The organism is Bradyrhizobium sp. RD5-C2, assembly GCF_019972155.1.
Classification (GTDB): Bacteria; Pseudomonadota; Alphaproteobacteria; order Rhizobiales; family Xanthobacteraceae; genus Bradyrhizobium.
The window spans coordinates 75,432-94,009 of sequence record NZ_BOVL01000022.1; the positions used below are offsets into that span (position 1 = coordinate 75,432).

14 protein-coding genes are annotated in these 18,578 nt (G+C 63.4%); 6 read left to right on the forward strand and 8 right to left on the reverse strand.

All coding sequences use genetic code 11. From position 1 onward, the window contains the following. Positions 1-27: 27 nt before the first annotated feature. Positions 28-2,268, reverse strand: coding sequence for an NADP-dependent isocitrate dehydrogenase (locus BraRD5C2_RS29150; protein WP_223974524.1), 2,241 nt, complete (start codon positions 2,266-2,268; stop codon positions 28-30). A gap of 381 nt (positions 2,269-2,649) precedes the next feature. Here BraRD5C2_RS29150 and BraRD5C2_RS29155 point away from each other — a divergent pair, with 381 nt between their 5' ends. Next, positions 2,650-3,789, forward strand: coding sequence for an acyl-CoA dehydrogenase family protein (locus BraRD5C2_RS29155; RefSeq protein WP_223974526.1), 1,140 nt, complete (start codon positions 2,650-2,652; stop codon positions 3,787-3,789). Positions 3,790-3,839: 50 nt separating this feature from the next. On the opposite strand, the gene BraRD5C2_RS29160 is transcribed toward BraRD5C2_RS29155, so the two are convergent. Next, a complete protein-coding gene (locus BraRD5C2_RS29160) occupies positions 3,840-6,647 on the reverse strand; it encodes a helix-turn-helix transcriptional regulator (RefSeq protein WP_223974528.1) in 2,808 nt (935 codons plus the stop codon). 185 nt (positions 6,648-6,832) lie between these two features. Here BraRD5C2_RS29160 and BraRD5C2_RS29165 point away from each other — a divergent pair, with 185 nt between their 5' ends. From BraRD5C2_RS29165 to BraRD5C2_RS29185, 5 genes are all read left to right on the forward strand, one after another. Then, positions 6,833-7,999 carry a CaiB/BaiF CoA transferase family protein gene (locus tag BraRD5C2_RS29165; protein ID WP_308444456.1) on the forward strand — a complete coding sequence of 389 codons (1,167 nt, stop codon included), beginning with the start codon at positions 6,833-6,835 and terminating at the stop codon, positions 7,997-7,999. Between the two features lie 43 nt (positions 8,000-8,042). Continuing rightward, on the forward strand, positions 8,043-8,804 hold the full coding sequence (locus BraRD5C2_RS29170; protein ID WP_223974532.1) for a crotonase/enoyl-CoA hydratase family protein: 762 nt from the start codon (positions 8,043-8,045) through the stop codon (positions 8,802-8,804). Positions 8,805-8,862: 58 nt separating this feature from the next. After that, positions 8,863-10,095, forward strand: a complete 1,233-nt coding sequence (locus BraRD5C2_RS29175) for an ABC transporter substrate-binding protein (protein ID WP_223974533.1) — start codon at positions 8,863-8,865, stop codon at positions 10,093-10,095. 35 nt (positions 10,096-10,130) lie between these two features. Then, positions 10,131-11,696 carry an AMP-binding protein gene (locus BraRD5C2_RS29180; protein ID WP_374708058.1) on the forward strand — a complete coding sequence of 522 codons (1,566 nt, stop codon included), beginning with the start codon at positions 10,131-10,133 and terminating at the stop codon, positions 11,694-11,696. Positions 11,697-11,764: 68 nt separating this feature from the next. Continuing rightward, positions 11,765-12,997, forward strand: a complete 1,233-nt coding sequence (locus BraRD5C2_RS29185) for an acetyl-CoA C-acetyltransferase (protein WP_223974534.1) — start codon at positions 11,765-11,767, stop codon at positions 12,995-12,997. A gap of 66 nt (positions 12,998-13,063) precedes the next feature. Here BraRD5C2_RS29185 and BraRD5C2_RS29190 read toward each other — a convergent pair whose 3' ends face one another. From BraRD5C2_RS29190 to BraRD5C2_RS29215, 6 genes are all read right to left on the reverse strand, one after another. Further along, positions 13,064-13,216: a hypothetical protein gene (locus BraRD5C2_RS29190; protein WP_223974535.1), complete on the reverse strand. Its 153-nt coding sequence runs from the start codon at positions 13,214-13,216 to the stop codon at positions 13,064-13,066. A 112-nt stretch (positions 13,217-13,328) separates the two neighbouring features. Beyond that, on the reverse strand, positions 13,329-14,039 hold the full coding sequence (locus BraRD5C2_RS29195; protein ID WP_223974536.1) for an SDR family NAD(P)-dependent oxidoreductase: 711 nt from the start codon (positions 14,037-14,039) through the stop codon (positions 13,329-13,331). Positions 14,040-14,114: 75 nt separating this feature from the next. Then, positions 14,115-14,579: a carboxymuconolactone decarboxylase family protein gene (locus BraRD5C2_RS29200; RefSeq protein WP_223974537.1), complete on the reverse strand. Its 465-nt coding sequence runs from the start codon at positions 14,577-14,579 to the stop codon at positions 14,115-14,117. Between the two features lie 32 nt (positions 14,580-14,611). Then, the gene (locus BraRD5C2_RS29205) at positions 14,612-16,231 is read right to left on the reverse strand and encodes an MDR family MFS transporter (protein WP_223974538.1); all 1,620 of its coding nucleotides are present in this window, start codon (positions 16,229-16,231) and stop codon (positions 14,612-14,614) included. 35 nt (positions 16,232-16,266) lie between these two features. Beyond that, positions 16,267-17,415, reverse strand: coding sequence for an HlyD family secretion protein (locus BraRD5C2_RS29210; protein ID WP_223974539.1), 1,149 nt, complete (start codon positions 17,413-17,415; stop codon positions 16,267-16,269). Positions 17,416-17,584: 169 nt separating this feature from the next. After that, positions 17,585-18,520 (reverse strand): MBL fold metallo-hydrolase, encoded by a 936-nt coding sequence (locus tag BraRD5C2_RS29215; protein ID WP_374708061.1) that lies wholly within the window; start codon positions 18,518-18,520, stop codon positions 17,585-17,587. Positions 18,521-18,578 lie beyond the last annotated feature (58 nt).

Here is an 18,578-nt window from a genome sequence, read left to right on the forward strand (position 1 = left end):
TTCCGAGGCCAACCAAGCTTCGGGTCTCTACGAACTTCCCATCTGAGCCAGCGCCGCATTGAGCGTCGGACTCGGCCGCATCACGGTTTCGCATTTGTGCAAGTCGGGCAGGTAGTAGCCACCGATGTCGGCGGGCTTGCCTTGCAAGGCCGCGAGCTCGGCAACGATCTTGTCTTCATTGCTGGTCAGCACCTCGGCCAGCGGCTTGAATTTCGACTGCAATGTGGGGTCCTCGGTTTGCGTAGCGAGTTCCTGTGCCCAATACATTGCGAGGTAGAATTGGCTCCCACGGTTATCCAATTCGCCGGTACGCGGCGAGGGCGACTTCCGGTTGTCCAGCAGCCTTCCCGTGGCGGCGTCCAGGGTCTTGGCCAGCAGCTTGGCTTTCTGGTCACCTGTCTTCAGGCCGAGGTCTTCCAGTGATACGGCCAAGGCCAGGAATTCGCCGAGCGAGTCCCAGCGCAGGTGATTTTCTTCCACCAGCTGCTGCACGTGTTTGGGCGCCGAGCCACCGGCGCCGGTCTCGTACATGCCGCCGCCGGCCATCAGCGGCACGATCGATAGCATCTTGGCCGAGGTGCCGAGCTCCATGATCGGAAACAGGTCGGTCAGATAATCGCGCAGAATGTTGCCGGTTGCGCTGATCGTGTCCTGACCTCGGATCACGCGCTCCAGCGTGTAGCGCATGGCCCGCACCTGGCTCATGATCTGGATATCCAAGCCGCTGGTGTCGTGCTCGTGCAGATACATCTTGACCTTGGTGATGAGCTGCGCCTCGTGGGGGCGGTACGGGTCCAGCCAGAACAGGACCGGCATGCCGGAATGACGAGCGCGATTGACGGCCAGCTTGACCCAGTCGCGGATAGCGGCGTCCTTCACTTGGCACATGCGCCAGATGTCACCCTGCTCCACGTCTTGGCTCAGGAGCACCTCGCCGGTGGCGAGGTCGGTGATATTGGCAATGCCGTCCTCGGGGATTTCAAACGTCTTGTCGTGCGAGCCATATTCCTCGGCCTGCTGCGCCATCAGTCCTACGTTAGGCACGGTGCCCATGGTCCTGGGGTCGAAGGCGCCGTGCCACTTACAGAAATTGATTATCTCCTGATAGATGCGCGCGAAGGTGCTTTCGGGCATCACGGCCTTGACATCCTTCAGGCGACCGTCGGCGCCCCACATCTTGCCTCCGTTCCGGATCATCGCAGGCATCGACGCGTCGACGATGATATCGTTGGGCGAATGAAAGTTGGTAATGCCCTTGGCCGAGTCGACCATCGCCAGTTCGGGCCGGTACTCGTGGCAGGCATGCAGGTCGCGCTTGATCTCATCCTGCTTGCTCTGCGGCAGGCTACCGATCTTGTTGTACAGGTCGACCATGCCATTGTTGACGTTCACGCCAAGTTCGTCAAACAATTGGCCGTGCTTGGCAAAGGCGTCGCGATAGAAGATCTTCACGCAGTGGCCGAATACGATGGGGTGCGAGACCTTCATCATGGTGGCTTTCACGTGCAGTGAGAACATCACGCCCGTCTTGTACGCGTCCTCGATCTGCTGTTCGTAGAACTCCAGGAGCGCTTTCTTGCTCATGAACATCGAGTCGATGACCTCGCGGTCCTGAAGCGACACCTTGGGCTTCAGTACGATGGTTCTGCCGCTCTTGGTGATCAGCTCCATCTTGACGTCACGCGGCTTGTCCAGCGTCATGGACTTCTCGCCATGGTAGAAGTCGCCCTGGTGCATATGAGAGACGTGCGAGCGAGAGGCCTGGCTCCATTCACCCATGCTGTGCGGATTCTTGCGCGCGTAGTTCTTCACGGCGAGCGGAGCGCGGCGATCGGAGTTGCCTTCGCGCAATACCGGATTCACGGCACTCCCGGTGCATTTGGCATAGCGCGCCCGGATCGCCTTCTCTTCGTCCGACTTTGGGCTCTCGGGATAATCGGGAATCTTGTAGCCCTTGTCCTGCAACTCCTTGATCGCGGCCATCAGCTGCGCCACCGATGCGCTGATGTTGGGCAACTTGATGATGTTGGTGCCTGGCAGCAGCGTCAGCCGGCCCAGTTCGGCCAGGTTGTCGGGTAAACGCTGCTCTTCGGTCAGGAATTCCGGGAATTCACCGAGGATTCGGCTCGCCACCGAGATGTCGCTGGTAACGACGTTGATGCCGACGGGTGCCGTGAACGCACGCACGATAGGCAAGAACGCTGCGGTCGCCAACGCCGGGGCCTCGTCGGTCAGCGTGTAGATGATGGTGGGAGATGCCGTACTCATGCATTCGCTTCCTTGGCGGGGCAACATCTATGCCGATGCATCCACCGGCGTTGTTCGCCATGAAGATGAACGAGCCTCGGGCGAGGTGCAAGGGGAAGCGTAGCGGCGCGCCGGGGAGCCGCCCCCGTGCCGCATATGATCTTGCGGAAGGCGCGCAACCACCCCGGTTCGAGATCTTCGTCGTCGAGATGGAGCGGGCGGGGCGCGATCAAGACCGCGCAAGCCGTCCTGACCATAATCAGGGATCGGCCTCGCCTGGATCGTTTCAGGCGATGTCGCCCCGCCCCCGACCCTACCCAACGCGGGTGGTCGAACTTCAGGCCGCACGAGCTAGCTTCCGGACTGAACCCAACCAGCTCCCGGACCTAAGAGACCTTCCAGATGCAGATCGCTCGCTCCGTCTTTCGCGAAGACCACGAAATGTTCCGCGCTACGGTTCGCCGCTTCATCGAACGTGAATGCGTGCCGCGGCAGGAGGAATGGGACGATGCGGGTCGTGTCGACCGCGAGGTTTGGCTCAAGGCCGGCCAGGAGGGCCTGCTGGGGGTCATCCTGCCGGAAGAATATGGCGGCGGGGGTGGCGACTTCGGCCATGCCGTGGTGATGGCGGAGGAAATGGCACGCGCCAACATAAGCGGACCTGGCTTTCAGGTGCACTCCGATATCATCGCGCCATACATCGCACGGGTCGGAAACGAGGAACAGAAGAGGAAGTGGCTGCCGCGCGCCTGTTCCGGTGAACTGATTCTGGCGATCGCGATGACCGAGCCGGGCACGGGCAGCGATCTCAAGTCGATACGGACGACCGCGGTCAAAGATGGCGACGATTACGTCATCAACGGAAGCAAGACCTTCATCAGCAATGGCCTGAACTCCGACATCCTCATCGTGGTTTGCAAGACGGACGCAAACGCCGGCGCCAAGGGCATGAGCCTCATTGTCGTCGAGGCGGATCGTGCGGGGTTCCGGCGAGGGCGCAAGCTGAAGAAGGTCGGACAGCATGCCGCGGATACGGCCGAGTTGTTCTTCGACAACGTCCGGGTCCCCGTCAGCAACAGGCTCGGCGAAGAGGGAATGGGATTCAAATATCTGATGGGTGAATTGCCGCAGGAGCGTTTCTCGATTGCGGTATCGGCTGCAGCGCGCCTGGAGGCCGCGCTTGATCACACGCTGGCCTATGTCAAGGAACGGAAAGCCTTCGGCCATACAGTGTGGGATTTTCAGAACACGAAGTTCAAGCTTGCCGATATCAAGGCGCAGGCCGTGGCAGTCCGGCTGATGGTCGATCATTACCTGGCCGAGCATATGAAGCGCGGGTTGACGCTTCAGGAGTCGGCGATCGCAAAGCTGTTCGCGACCGAGACGCTCGGGAAGGCGCTCGACGAAATGGTGCAGCTCCACGGTGGTTATGGCTACATGATGGAATATCCGATCGCCAGATCGTTCGTCGACATGCGCGTCAGCCGAATCTACGGCGGAACCAGCGAGGTCATGCGCGACCTTATTTCCCGCCAGCTTTGACGGCCTGTTGCGGCCGAAGCGCGGTGTAGGCGGAGACTGGGGGCGTCACCTCACGGTGAGCGTGCCGCCTGGCCGTTCGCGTTCCATCCGAGGTCGCGCATGCGCGCGACGGCGTCATCGCGACCGGCGACGCCGAGCTTGCCGTAGATGTTCTTGAGGTGCCATTTCACGGTATCGGGCGAAAGGCCGAGCGCCCGCGCGATTTTCTTGTTGGGAAACGCCTGCGCAAGCATGCGAATGACGTCGAGTTCGCGTTCGCTGAGGCTCTCCAGCAGTCCGGAACGGCTCTCGGCTGTATCATTGCGCGAGGCGGGCGCGGCCCGCCGCGCCGGCAGGTCCGCGTCGCGCAGATGCTCGACATAGAATGACAGCAAGACATCAAAGCCCGGCGCCGCGCCGCGCGAGCGGACAAGGTCGAGCGCGGAGGCATCAGCATCGAGCAGGCTTCGCACGAGGCCGAGCCGATGGCCGAGACGCAGCGCCTCCAGTGTCATCGCGTCGGCCTGCTCGCCCATGCCGCGTCGCTTCGCGACAAGAGCACTTTGCAGCTGGAGCATGGCCACGATCTGCTGATGGCCACGCGCTTCGCAGATCTCGATCAGCGAATCGAGCCGGGCTGCGGCCGCCTCATAGCGGCCGACCGCAATGTCGTCTCTGACATGCGCCCGCTCGACGATGATGAAAATCTCGTCGCCCAGATTGCTGCCCGACTTCGGATGCCGCCGCCCGATTTTGTCGAGGCCGGCGAGCTTGCGTTTCGCCGTTTCGAACTCACCTTGCTCGAGATGACGTCGAACCTGTTCGCCGAGGCTGTGTGCGAGCAATCGATCGAGCTTGAGGTTCAGCGCGTAGTCTTCAAGTCGCTCGAGATAGGCAAGGGCCTCCTGGCGCCGGCCGGCGAGCCAGTGTGAGGCGGAGAGCACCGAAAGGACCCGCAGCACGGAATCGGGAATCGAAACGCGTTCGAGCACGTCGACGCGATCGTCCAGCAGTTGCAGGGCGGCCAGGGGATCATTGAGTTCATAGAGCGCCTCTCCGAGCAGCGCCGCAGCCAGGCAGGCGGGATCGATGCAGGATGGGCCACGCTGCTCCGATTCATAGAGAACGTCGCGATAGATCCGCTCCGCTTCGATGATCTGGCCTTGAAGCGCATAGCTGAGCCCGACCAGGCAGCGGCCCTGCAGCCGGCCGCCGGGAGTGCCGAGAAGGGGCGTCCCGCCGGCTCCGGTCGAAGGGGATCCGAGCTGCACCTGTCGCGCCAGTTCGTAATTTGCGCGATGCATGTACAACCAGGACAGGATGTTGTCGCGTCCGCCGATGGCGGCCGGATCGACGCCTGCCGGCGGATGCAGCAACTGCGGAAGGACCAGCATCGCCGCGTCGGTGTCGTCGCGCGCGACCGCCAGCGTCGCCTTCAGAAGCGCAAGCGCAAATCGCGCGGACGCGTCGCTTGCCGGCAGATCGGCTTCGAGCTGCTCGAGGCTGTCACCGCAGGCGTCCAGTTGGCGCGCCAGAAGCTGCGATCGGGCCATCCAGAGCCGCAGGTTTGTGCGCGACTGTACCTCGTGCTCCGGAAGCAGGCGAACCAGGCTGTTGAGGTTACGGACATCCCCACGCGCAAGCAGGTCCTGCCCATATTGGTCCAGCAGGTCGGCAGCCGCGGCCGCTTCGTCGGCGGAGATGGCGTGGCGAACAGCCTCATCGACATGGCCATGCTCGCGGAGCCAGATCCATGCCGCCTTGTGGCATTGCCGTTGTTGCACGTCCGCACGCTGGCGAAACCGGCCGCGCATGGCTTCGCCGAGCAGGGGATGAAAGCGATACCAGAGCACGCGTTCCGACGATTCGACCGGGATGATGAAGCCGTTTTGCGTTGCCAGGTTTGCCAACAGTGCTTCGATGCTGGCGCCGTCTTGCTCCCTGCCCAGCAGTGCGGCGCAGATGGAGGCGCAGAACCGCGTGCAGATCGACGCCGTCTCGAGCAGCGCGCGCTCGTCCTTGGAAAGTTTTGACAGGATCTCGTGCTCGAAATAGTCGGCGAATGATTGCGCGTCCTGGAGGTGGCTGCGGGACGCGAGCCTGATTTCCCTTGGGGCGCCCTTCCTGGACCAGCCGATCGAAAGAAGCTGGAGGCCCGCCACCCACCCGTCCGTGAGTTCGTAGAGACGCCGGGCGGCGCGCCGGTCGCTCTTGCCGAACCTGCTCTGGAGAAAGGCATCGGTCTCGGCCTGGGAAAAGCGCAGGTCCTGAAAATCGAGCTCGAAGATGCTCTGCTGATCGCGCAGCCGCGACAGCGAGATCGGAGCGGCGCCACGACAAACAAGAACGACATGGAGGTTGTGAGGCGCCTGATCCAGCAGCCATTGCAGAGCCCAATGGCTTGCCGTATCCGTCAGCAAATGGAGGTCGTCCAGCACCAGCACGGTCTCTCGCGCCCGTACCGCGATACTTCGCACGAGCGCAATGAGCGTGCGCTCGACGGCCTCGCGGTCGATGCCGCGCCCCGCCAGTTGCGACGCAGCCTGACTGATGGCTGGATCGACCTGGGCGAAGCTCGCAAGAACGTAGTCCAGCCAGCGGGAAACCTCGTTGTCGTCAGGGGCGAGCGTCAACCAGGCCACATCAAAGCCGAGCGTAAGCAGCTCGCGGCGCCAGGCTGCAACGATCGACGTCTTGCCGGAGCCGGCCGGGCCGTGCACCAGCACGCAGCGTTGTCGCCGTGCCTTGACGAGCCGGGCAATCAGGTGGTCCCGCGGGAGCAGGCGGCCGCCTTCGCGCGGCGGAAACAGCTTGGTGCTGACGATGGGCTGCAGGACCTCGTGTGACGGACCTGCTTCGTCCGACGGACGGGTCACCATCTCAGTTGTTCCTCCATCCCACGCCGAGATCCCGTTCCACCAGCTTGACGGTGTCGAGGCCACATAAAGCGGCCCGGTGTCATGCAGACCACCCGGAGCGGGTGGGGCGGCGTAGCCTCTGTCAGGTGTAGTTCTGGCGCAAGCTGACACCGGCACACAAGCTGATCGGAGCAAAATTGAGCGTTTTGTCCGGAATTCGCGTCCTCGAATTCGAGGCGATTGGGCCAGCCCCTTTCGGCGCGATGTTGCTCGCGGACATGGGGGCGGACGTGCTCAGGATCGATCGGCCGTTGCCGCCGCAAGACCTTGGGCCGCGTCGCACCGGAAAGCCGGTCGACATCACCGGCCGCGGGCGCCGTTCGATCACGCTCGATCTGAAATCGTCTTCTGCGGCATCTGCTGTCCTTGAACTGATCGAAAAAGCCGATGTGCTGATCGAGGGATTCCGTCCGGGGACGATGGAGCGGCTCGGCCTCGGTCCTGATCTGGTGCTCGAACGCAATCCGCGGGTGGTCTATGCACGGATGACCGGCTGGGGGCAGACCGGTCCGCTCGCCGGCGATGCCGGCCACGATCTCAACTACATCGCGCTATCGGGTGTCCTGTCGGCGATCGGTCCGGCGGGCGGCCGGCCCCTGCCGCCACTCAATCTGGTTGGCGACTACGGCGGCGGGGGCATGCTGCTCGCGCTCGGGGTGGTCGCTGCGCTGCTCAATGTGCAGCGGGGCGGGGCGGGGCAGGTCGTCGATGCCGCGATGATCGAAGGTGCGGCGCAACTCGGGTCCATCATGTGGGGTCTGGTGGCGGGAGGTGGCTGGCAAGAGCAACGCGGCAGCAACATTCTCGATGGCGGCGCGCCATGGTACGACAGCTATCGCACGCTTGATGGCCACTACATGGCCGTGGGCGCCGTCGAGCAGCGGTTCTATGCCGAACTCGTCAAGCGACTGGGCCTTGCCGGGGCCGATCTTCCCAAGCAGTACGATCGCAGCGGCTGGCCGGCGCTGCGCAATGCCTTCGCAAGGGCGTTTCTCGGCAAGACCCGAGACGAATGGTGCGCCATCTTCGAGGGCAGCGATGCCTGCGTGACGCCGGTGCTCGCCTTCTCGGAGGCGCCGCATCATCCGCAAAATCGCGCCCGCGGCAACTTCATCGAAATCGATGGCGTCATCCAGCCGGCCCCGGCGCCGCGGTTCCTCGGCACTCCGTCGCAAGCGCCGAAGTCCGCGCCGCGGCGCGGTGAATGTGGCGACGCCGCGCTGCGGCAATGGGGATTCAATCCCTCGGGTGTTTCGAGGCTGCGCGAACTCGGCGTCGGATTTCTCGGTCAAGCCGAGCCGCAGCCGGCGTGAATGGCGGCTTCTCCTTCTCAATGTGATTCGAAACGGGGACAAAATGAGTGAACGTGTTCTGATCGAGCGGCGCGGCCATATCCTGGTCATCACCATCAATCGCCCGGAGGCGAAGAACGCCTTCGACCTTGCGTCCGCCCAGGCGATGCATGCCGCGATGGACCTGCTCGACGCAGAGGACGGTTTCTTCGTCGGCGTCATCACCGGGGCCGGCGGCACGTTCTCCGCCGGAGCCGACCTGAAGGCGGTCGCGCGTAACGAGCGCGCGGTGACCGAGCGCGGTGGCTTCGGCATGTTCAAGCGTCCGTCACGCAAGCCGCTGATCGCGGCGGTGGAAGGATTTGCGGTCGGCGGCGGGCTCGAGCTTTGCCTGTCCTGCGATCTCATCGTTGCCGCACGGAACGCAAGGATGGGGCTTCCCGAAGTGAGGCACAACGTTGCGGCGGTGGGTGGCGGGCTGTTTCGGCTGCCGCGGCGCATTCCCTATCATGTCGCGATGGAGCTTGCACTCACCGGCGGTTTCCAGGATGCCGAGTTCTTCCGGCATTATGGGCTGGTGAACCGCATCAGCGAACCGGGACACGCGTTGGCCGACGCGATCGCTTTTGCGGAGGAGCTGCTGGTGAATGGCCCCACCGCGCTCGCCGCGTCCAAGGAGATCATGCTCCAGTCGGCGAACTGGACCGATGAGGAGGCCTGGAGCCGACAGGCTCCGATCGCCGCGATCGCGTTCGAGGCCGAGGATCGCACGGAAGGTCTTCGCGCGTTCGCCGAAAAGCGAAAGCCGGTCTGGCGCGGACGCTGAGACGTCGGGCCACAAGGTCTCGTCAACCCATCACGACAAATAAACCCGAGGACACGAAATGACCTGCAAGGACCTGATGGTCGGAGCCTTGGCACTCGCGGCCTGCGTTGCTGTGGCGAGCACGCCGGCGGACGCGCAGAGGAAGTACGATCCCGGTGCCAGCGACACCGAGATCAAGATCGGAAACATCATGCCATATAGCGGACCTGCATCCGCCTACGGCGTCATCGGCAAGGCGAGCGAAGCCTATTTCCGGATGATCAATGATGAAGGCGGCATCAATGGCCGCAAAATCACGTTCGTTACCTATGATGATGCCTATAGTCCGCCGAAGACCGTTGAACAGGCGAGGAAGCTCGTCGAGAACGACGATGTGCTGCTGATCTTCCAGCCGCTTGGAACGCCGGGGAATACGGCGATCCAGAAATATCTCAACACCAAGAAGGTCCCCCAGCTCTTTGTCGCCTCCGGAGCGACCAAATGGGGCGATCCGAAGAACTTCCCTTGGACGATGGGCTTCCAGCCGAACTATCAGAGCGAGGGGCGGATCTTCGCAAGATATATCCTCGAGCATCGTCCGCAGGCGAGGATCGGCGTCCTCTACCAGAATGACGACTTCGGCAAGGATGTGCTCAAGGGCCTGAAGGACGGCCTTGGCGAGAAGACGGCGCTGATCGTTGCAGAAGCAACCTACGAGATTTCCGATCCGACCGCCGACTCGCAGATCGTGAAGCTCAAGACGGCGAATGCCGACGTGTTTGTCGATCTGACGTCGCCGAGGTTTGCGGCCCTGGCGATTCGGAAGGTCGCCGAGCTCGGCTGGAAGCCGATGCATTTCATCAGCAGCGTTTCCGGGTCGATCGGCTCGGTGTTGCAGCCGGCCGGGCTGGACAACGCCAAGGGCCTGCTCAGCACGGCCTACACCAAGGATCCGTCCGATCCGTTGTGGAAGGACGATCCAAAGATGATCAAGTGGAACGCATTCATGGATAAATACATGCCGGGCGCGAACAAGGCGGACCAGGGCTACGTCTCGTCCTACATGGCGACCCAGACGCTGGTCGAGGTCCTGCGGCGATGCGGCGACGATCTGTCCCGCGCGAACGTGATGCGGCAGGCGGCAAATCTCAGGGATTTCGAGGTCGACGTCCTGCTGCCGGGTATCAAGGTCAACACCAGCGCAACCGATTTCTTTCCGGTCGAACAGCTGCAGATGCGACGCTTCGATGGACGCGTGTGGGAGCTGTTTGGTCCCGTCATGAATGGCGAGGTCGGCAGTCCGGCCGGTTGATCGAACAAGAAGCCAGCTTGGGCAGGAGGTGAACAGTGAACGAGCAAATCGGGTTTGCGCCGACCACGACAACGATGATCCTGCGCGCACTGTCGCGGTTTCCGGATCGCCAGGCATTCGTCTGGAATGGCGGCAGCCTGACCTATTCCGCGGTGCGTGACCTGATCGCCGGCTTGCAGTCGGGAATGGTTCAGGCCGGTCTCGGAAAGGGTGACGTCGTCGCGCTCTTGAGCGCCAACAGCGCCGAGACGTGGTGCGCAGGCGTTGCGGCGCAGGCGCTCGGCCTCGTCATCACCTGGCTACACCCGCTCGGCTCGCTCGCGGATCACCTTGCTGTCATCGAAGATATCGAGGCGACGGCCTTGATCGTCGACCCGAAGACGCACGGCCAGCGCGGGGCAGAACTTGCAGCCGGCGCCGCCACGCAGCTCAGGTTGACATTCACCATGGGGCGGAGCGAGTTCGGCCGCGATTTGCTTGCCGCGGCGCGCGCTGCCGGCGCCGTGCCGATTGTCGACCTCACCAACATCGATGAGCTTGCGATCGTCAACTACACCGGCGGCACCACCGGAAAGTCGAAGGGAGCGATCCGCCGTCATCGTGCTCTGGTGGCGTCGGCCCAGTCGGTCGCAGCCGAGTTCGGGTTGCCCGACACGCCACGCTATCTCGCCGCGGCGCCGATCACGCACGTCTCGGGGAGCTTCGTCTTGCCGTCGTTGTCGCGCGGCGGAACTGTGCATCTGCTGAAGGGCTTCGATCCCGAAGAGTTTCTTGCCACCATCATGCGGCAAAAGATCAATGTGACCATGATGGTCCCGACCATGATCTACCTGATGCTCGACAGCGCGAAGCTCGCAAGTACGGATCTCTCGTCACTCGAACTGCTGCTGTACGGCGCATCGCCGATGTCGCCGACACGGCTGGTGGAGGGGCTTGAGCGTATCGGCCCGATCTTCGCGCAGCTCTACGGCCAAACCGAGTGCTTCCCGATCAGTCTGCTCGGGCGGGCCGATCACGACGCCAGGCGTCCCGAACTGTTTGCATCCTGCGGCTTTCCGCTGGCGTCCTGTGGCGTCTCGTTGCTGGATGACAACAACCAGCAGGTCCGACCGGGAGATGCCGGAGAAATCTGCGTTCGCGCCACACAGGCGATGGAGGGATACTGGAAGCGGCCCGAGCAGACCGCCGAGACCTTCGCCGGCGGCTGGCTGCACACCGGCGACATCGCGAGGGCCGACGAGCGCGGCTATCTCTACATCGTCGATCGCAAGAAGGACATGATCGTCTCCGGTGGCTTCAACATCTTTCCTCGCGAGGTGGAAGACGTGCTGTCGTCGCATCCCGATGTGGCGATGGCCTCAGTTATCGGCATACCTCATCCCAAATGGGGTGAAGCGGTCACGGCCCTGGTCGTCGTCAAGCCCGGCAAGCGGCCCAGCGCCGAAACGCTGATGGATCTCGTCAAGCGGCATAAAGGCGGCACGCATGCCCCCAAGCAGATCGAGTTCGTCGAAAGCCTGCCGCTGACCGCGGTGGGCAAGGTGGACAAGAAGGTGCTGCGCGCAAAGTACTGGGCCGGGCAGGAACGGCAGGTCGGGTAGCGGCCTGGTCGCTCGGCAGTTCGCTTCGGAATCACGAATCCAATCGCTCCAACATTCGAGACAATGACATGGTTGACGCGCTGATCATCGATGCATGCAGGACACCACGCGGCATCGGCAAAGCCGGCAAGGGGGCTCTCTCCGGAATTCACCCGCAGCAGCTCGGCGCGACGGTGTTGCGCGCCCTCGCTGATCGCACCGGCATCGACACCGCCGATGTCGACGACATCGTATGGGGCACCAGCTCGCAACGCGGCCAGCAGAGCGGCGATCTCGGGCGGATGTCTGCGCTTGACGCGGGATACGATGTCCGCGCCAGCGGCGTCACGCTGGATCGGTTCTGTGGCTCGGGCATCACCAGCGTGACCATGGCCGCGCATGCGATCATGTCGGGCTCCGAAGATCTCGTGATCGCGGGCGGCACCGAAATGATGTCGATGGAAGGCCGCCGCGGCGAAGGACCGATGGTCATGGACGCCGGAAACCTGCGCCTGCGCGCCCGGCATCCGCAATCGCATCAGGGCGTCTGCGCCGATGCGGTGGCAACGCTCGAAGGCATCACGCGCCAGGAACTGGACCAACTCGGACTGGAGAGCCAGAGGCGCGCCACCGCGGCGATCGAGGGTGGTCGCTTCAGCAAGAGCCTGGTGCCGGTTTATCGCGAGGACGGCACGCTTGCCCTCGACCGTGACGAATATCCAAGGCCGGACAGCACGCTCGAGGGGCTGGCGACGCTGAAGCCGGCCTTCGCGGCGATGGCGGATTACCCGCTCGACCAGCGCGGGACCACCTATCGAAAGCTGATCCTCGACCGATATCCTGACCTTGACATCAATTTCCTGCATCACGCCGGCAATTCGTCGGGCGTGGTCGACGGTTCGGCCGCGATCCTGCTGGGATCGCCAGGCTATGCTGAGAAGCATGGCCTGAAGCCGCGGGCGCGTATTGTCGCGACCGCCAATATGGGCGATTCTCCGACGTTGATGATGAACGCGCCGGTCCCGGCGACGCGCAAGGTGCTCGCGAAGGCGGGATTGACGCTCGGCGATATCGACCTGTTCGAAGTCAACGAGGCCTTTGCCGTCGTGGTCGAAAAGTACATTCGTGATCTGAAGATTGATCGCGACAAGATCAACGTCAATGGAGGTTCGATCGCACTGGGGCATCCGATCGGAGCGACAGGTACGATCCTGATCGGGACCGTTCTCGATGAGCTGGAGCGACGCGATCTCAGGCGAGGTCTCGTGACCATGTGTGCGGCCGGAGGGATGGCTCCCGCGATCATCATCGAACGGATCTGACGATGTTTGGAGGATGAGAAGACCGCTCGCGATGCGCGAGCCGGCCGGAGGAGGGCGCGCGCCAAGTCACGAGCCGCGACCTTCAGACAGCATGCGCGGCAGAATCAGGCCGAAGGTCATTGCCAGGATGACCAGAAATGCCGCGCCGGCATTTGCGGCGATGTCAGTCAGCAGAGCCATCTTGAACAGGAGCGTGGCCGCCAACACGACGATGCCCAATGATATCTCGCTCGCCGGCGGTCCAAAATCGAATGAGTTGCCCGGCGGCACCTTCGGGAGAGGTAGCCAGGACGCGCTCTTGAACGACAATCGACATGACGATGGCCCCGTCCTAGAGTCCGGCGCTCTGTCCGCCGTCGACATGCAGGATCTCGCCGGTGGTGAAGCTGGCGCCTTCGAGATACATCACCGCGTCGACGACGTCGCGCACCTCACCCATCCGTCCGACGGGATGCAGCTTGGCGAGGAAGTCGTACATCTCCGGCGCGTGCATTGGTGTCTTGACCGCACCAGGCGCCACAGCGTTGACGCGAATTCCGCGGCTTGCATATTCGACGGCGAGCGACTTCGTTGCGGCGTTCAAGCCGCCCTTCGTCAGGGCCGCCAGCGCCGACGGCGCGCGGCTGTTCGCATTCTCGTCGAGGCTGCTGGTGATCTGCACGATGTGCCCGGATTGCCGCTTCAGCATCTCGGCGACGGCGCGATGGGTGATATGGAAGAAGCCGCTGAGATTGATCGCCAGCATGTTGGCATGATCTTCAGCCGTATATTCGGTGAATGGCTTTCCGATGAAGATGCCGACGTTGTTGATCAGCGTGTCCACGTGGCCGAAGCGCGCGAGCGCTTGCGAGACGATGCGTTCCGCGGTCCTGGGATCAGCGATGTCGCCGGCAACGGCCAGGATATCCGGATCGGACGACGGCTTGATCGAGCGCGAATTCGCGATGACGCGGAAATTGCGATCGCGATATGCCCTGACCAGCGCCTCGCCGATACCCTGCGACGCGCCTGTGATGATAGCGACTTTGTGCCCTGCTGCCATGATAGGCCTCCATGTTTCCCTGTTGAAGCGGCAGGCGCCGGTTCGGCGCTCGCCGTGCCCCAGCTCGTGCCGCGATCACGCAGCCGTCGCCGGCTTCGCCTTGGCGGGCGGCACCGCACGGAAGGCGATCGACAGCCGATTCCATGCGTTGATGGTGCCGATCAGAATCGTCAGGTTGGTGGCCTCGGCCTCGGAGAACTGCTTGCGGAGCTCCTGGTAGATATCGTCGGGCGCATGCGTCTCGGTGATCAATGTCACCGCCTCGGTCCAGGCCAGCGCGGCACGTTCGCGATCGGTATAGATCGGCGCCTCGCGCCAGGCGTCGAGAAGATAGAGGCGCTGCTCGGTTTCGCCGTGCTTGCGCGCATCCTGCGTGTGCATGTTGATGCAGAAGGCACAGCCGTTGATCTGGGAGGCTCGAGTCCGGACAAGCTCGATCAGCGACAGTTCGAGCCCGGACGATTGGATCTGCATCTCGACCGCGGCGAGTGCCTTGATGGTCTCGGGGGCGGCCTGGTAGAAATTTATGCGAGGCTTCATGGTCGTTCTCCTTTCGGGGTTGAAGACGGTCGTCAGTGGGCGCCGCCGCCGTCGAGGCGGTCGGGCCTGGTCAGCATGAGCGCCGCGCTCAGGGCGATGAGTTGCGAGACGCCGAGCAGATAGAAGGTGTCGCTGAAGCCGAGGATGAAAGCCTGCTTCTGGATGATCTTCCCAATCGCGACATAGGCGCGGTGGATCGCGTCGACGCGATCGATCACGCCATGGCTTATGAAATACTGCGTCAGCTGATCGAGCCGCGCACGGGTCGCCTGCTCGAACATGGTGACCTGCTGCGAAAGCAGATTGGAGTGGTATTGCTCGCGTTTGGTGAGGAGCGTCTGCAGCGCGGCGATCCCGATCGCGCCACCAAGGTTGCGCATCATGTTGAACAGGGCGGATGCGGAGCCGGCGTTCTCCTGCTCGATCCCGGAGGTCGCGACCGCCGAGAGGGGCGCAAAACACAGGGCCTGCCCGATCGCACGGACGACGTTCGGCCAGAACAACTGATCGGCCGCGTAGTCATTGGTCATGTAGATGTTCATGAAGTTGGAGGCTGCGAACAGCGCAAAGCCGACGCCGATCACGAGGCGCGAGTCGACGCGCTTCATGAGGCGCGGCACCAGCGGGATGAGCATAAGCTGCGGCAGGCCGGTCCATGCCAACACCATGCCGATCTGCTCCGAATTGTAGCCCTGGATACGGGACAGATAGACTGGCAGGATATAGACCGAGCCATAAAGCGCGACACCGAGCAGGAAGTTCGCAAGCACGCCAAAGCCGAAATTGCGACGGAGCAGGATGCGCAGGTTCAGTAGCGGCTTGTTCGTGGTCAGCTCGATCACGAGGAACAGCGTGAGCGCGACGGCAGCGATCACCGCCAGCCGCACGATGAAAGGTGAACCGAACCAGTCGTCCTTGTTGCCTTCTTCCAACACGGTCTGGAGGGCGGCGAGGCCAATCGTCATCGTGGCGATGCCGAACCAGTCGCCCTCGCGCAGCAGCGAGAGCTTCATCGGCTTCGCTTCCAGCGAGACATAGAGCATCGCGATCATCACGGCGCCCGGAATGATGTTGACATAGAAGACGTATTCCCAGCCGAAGTTCTCGGTGAGATAGCCGCCGATGGTCGGACCGATCGCCGGTGCGAACGTCGCCGAGATCGCGAACATCGCCAATCCGATCGGCTGTTTCGCTCTCGGCAAGAGCGTGATGATCAGCGTGAACGCCATCGGAATCAGCACGCCGCCGGTGAATCCCTGCACGGCGCGCAACGCGATCATCTGCGGCAGGTCTTGCGCCAGCGCGCAGGCCGCCGAGAACACCAGGAACAGGAATGCGTTGACGAGCAGGTAGATGCGGACGGAGAAGACCTGGGAAAGCCAGCCGCTGAGCGGGATCACCACGATCTCCGCAATCAGATATGAGGTCGAGATCCAGCCGCCGTCGTCGAGGCCCGCACCGATCCCGCCCTGGATGTCGGCAAGCGAGGCATTGACGATCTGGATGTTGAGCACGGCCATGAATGCGCCCAGCGTGGCTCCGGTCACCGCAAGCCAGGTTCTTGCGGTGACGGCTGCAGGCGCCGAAGCCGCGGAAGATGGCGGATGTTCGCTGGCCGGGGCGCCGCCGACGCGGGTTTGCAGTGCGGTCATGGTTGTCTCCTCGGCTGCGCCGGAGAATGCATCGATCAGCTGCGGGGCTCGCTGCCGCGCGACGCCAGTTGCTCCGCGGCCTTGCGCTCGGCGACGACGGTCGATTTGGTGTTGACGGTCGGTACCGCCGACATGCCGGGACGCAGCAGGCCGCTCAGGCTCCGGTCGTCGAGCACGATCTTGACCGGGACGCGCTGCACGATCTTGGTGAAGTTGCCGGTGGCGTTGTCGGGCGGCAGCAGCGCGAATTCCAGACCACTCGCCGGCGACAGGCTGTCGACGTGCCCCTTCAGGTTGGTCGAATGGAAGCTATCGACGCGCAGCACGACGGGCTGGCCATTGCGCACATAGGTGAGCTGGGTCTCCTTGAAATTGGCGACCACATAGACCTGATCGAGAGGGACGACCGCCATCAGCTGCGTACCTGCCTGGACATATTGCCCGACCCGCAGCGTGCGTGCGCCGACGGTGCCGTCGACGGGCGCGGCAATCCGTGTGTAGGACAGGTTCAATGCGGCTTGCTGCTCGAGCGCCCGGGCATGTTCGAGTTGCGCGACGGCTTGGGCGCGTTGGGTCGATAGCACCTCGACGGTCTTGTTGGCCGCGGACAAACCCGCCTTGCCCTGCTGCAGCTGCGCCGTCTGCGCGCGCAACGCCGCGTCGGTCTGCTGGGCGCGCTGAATCGTTCCGGCGCCGGTCTTCATGAGGTCGTCGTAGCGGGCGCGCTCCTGCTGCGCGAATTTCAGATTGGCTTCGGTCGCGTCGACCCGCGCGGCCTGCTGCTGAATGACCGGCTGTTGCAACTCAATCTGGGCATCGAGGTTGCGGATCGCGGCTTCGGAGGCGGCGACGTCGGCCCTGGCCTGCTCCATCGCGGTCTTGAAATCGCGATCGTCGATCCGCGCCAGGAGCTGGCCGGCCTTCACCGGCTGGTTATCGGCAACCAGCACATCGGAGATGTAGCCGGAAACCTTCGGCGCGATGATCGTGGAGTCGGCCTTCACATAGGCGTCGTCGGTGGTCTGCAAATAGCGGCCGGTCGTAACGTAGTAGCGGGCGAAAGCGGTTGCGCCGGCGACGCCGAGCATTGCGGCGAAGGCGATCGTCGATCGTTTGATGGCTTGCCTGGATGGGCGAAGGCCGGTCTTGGCGGTTTGCTCGGGAGCGTAAGTGAGAGTGGACATGGGGTTCTCCGGTGTCTGCAGGCAGCGCGGAAGGTCAATCGGGACGATGAACAACATGGATGATGAGGCGACTGCTGGAGGTCGACGCGGCGCGTGCCGATCGGCATAGCGGCGGCGTGCCAGGGCGCGAACTTCTCGATGGCAAGGAAGCTCGCGCCCGTTCAACCCGTCAGTAGTCCCAGAAAATTGGTACGAAGCGGAAGGCCTCGCCATCGACAGCGACCCGTCCGATGGACGGGAACGGCACGTGAGTGGCCACCAGCAACGTGCCGGTCTCGGCAAGCTCCCGCAGCAATCGGACGCGAATCCGCGTCGCCTCCTCCGGGTCGTGCTCGAAGCCGTTGTGCCAGTCGGGGTGATCGAACCCGACCGAAAACACGGCGTCGCCGGCGAACATCAGCCGCTCGTCGCCGGACGCCAGGCGAACCACGCTGTGCCCGGGCGTGTGACCGCCGGTGCGAGACACCACCACCCCCGGCGCCACCTGGTGCTCGTCGTCGAACAACCGTAGCTGGTTGTGGTATTCCTTCGCGAAGCGCTTGGCGGTCGCGCGAAGCGCATCCGGAAATCCCTGCGGCATGGCGGTGCGGGAGAAATCGGGCGCCTCCCAGAAGCTGACCTCCGCGGCCGCCACGTGGATCTGCAAGTCCGGACGCAGCCGTTCCTTCACGCCATCGGCAAGCAGGCCGCCGATATGGTCCATGTGCATGTGGGTCAGCACCACGTCGGTCACGGACGAAAGATCGATGCCCACGGCCTCGAGGCGCCGGATCAACTGACCGGCCCGCGGCAGGTGCAGATTCGGGTCGGATCCGAGGCCAGCGTCGATCAGGATGGTCTTGCCGCCGCTGCGCACGACAACCGCATTCAGCGCCCAATCGAAAGCGTCCGACGGCAGGAACATGTCGTCCAGCCAGGCCGTCCGAACAGACGAGGCGACGTTATGCGCCAGCATCGTGGCCGGCAGCGGGAGGACGCCATCGCTGACGACGAGTACCTCGATCTCGCCGACCTTCAGTGCGTAACGCGACGGCACCAGTTCTTCGGGCTCGCCCGTGCGAGGGCGTGAGGATGTGCTCGAGGTGGGATTTGTCATCTGCTTCACAGTCATCGTGGTCTCCTGTTTCATGGTGAAGGGCCTTGTCGGGTCGTGCTTCGGCAGA

Bases quoted from the DNA above. Each gene is read 5' to 3' on its own strand.
- BraRD5C2_RS29150 (WP_223974524.1), bottom strand. From the start codon at position 2,268: ATGAGTACGGCATCTCCCACCATCATCTACACGCTGACCGACGAGGCC.
- BraRD5C2_RS29155 (WP_223974526.1), top strand. From the start codon at position 2,650: ATGCAGATCGCTCGCTCCGTCTTTCGCGAAGACCACGAAATGTTCCGC.
- BraRD5C2_RS29160 (WP_223974528.1), bottom strand. From the start codon at position 6,647: ATGGTGACCCGTCCGTCGGACGAAGCAGGTCCGTCACACGAGGTCCTG.
- BraRD5C2_RS29170 (WP_223974532.1), top strand. From the start codon at position 8,043: ATGAGTGAACGTGTTCTGATCGAGCGGCGCGGCCATATCCTGGTCATC.
- BraRD5C2_RS29175 (WP_223974533.1), top strand. From the start codon at position 8,863: ATGACCTGCAAGGACCTGATGGTCGGAGCCTTGGCACTCGCGGCCTGC.
- BraRD5C2_RS29185 (WP_223974534.1), top strand. From the start codon at position 11,765: ATGGTTGACGCGCTGATCATCGATGCATGCAGGACACCACGCGGCATC.
- BraRD5C2_RS29195 (WP_223974536.1), bottom strand. From the start codon at position 14,039: ATGGCAGCAGGGCACAAAGTCGCTATCATCACAGGCGCGTCGCAGGGT.
- BraRD5C2_RS29200 (WP_223974537.1), bottom strand. From the start codon at position 14,579: ATGAAGCCTCGCATAAATTTCTACCAGGCCGCCCCCGAGACCATCAAG.
- BraRD5C2_RS29205 (WP_223974538.1), bottom strand. From the start codon at position 16,231: ATGACCGCACTGCAAACCCGCGTCGGCGGCGCCCCGGCCAGCGAACAT.
- BraRD5C2_RS29210 (WP_223974539.1), bottom strand. From the start codon at position 17,415: ATGTCCACTCTCACTTACGCTCCCGAGCAAACCGCCAAGACCGGCCTT.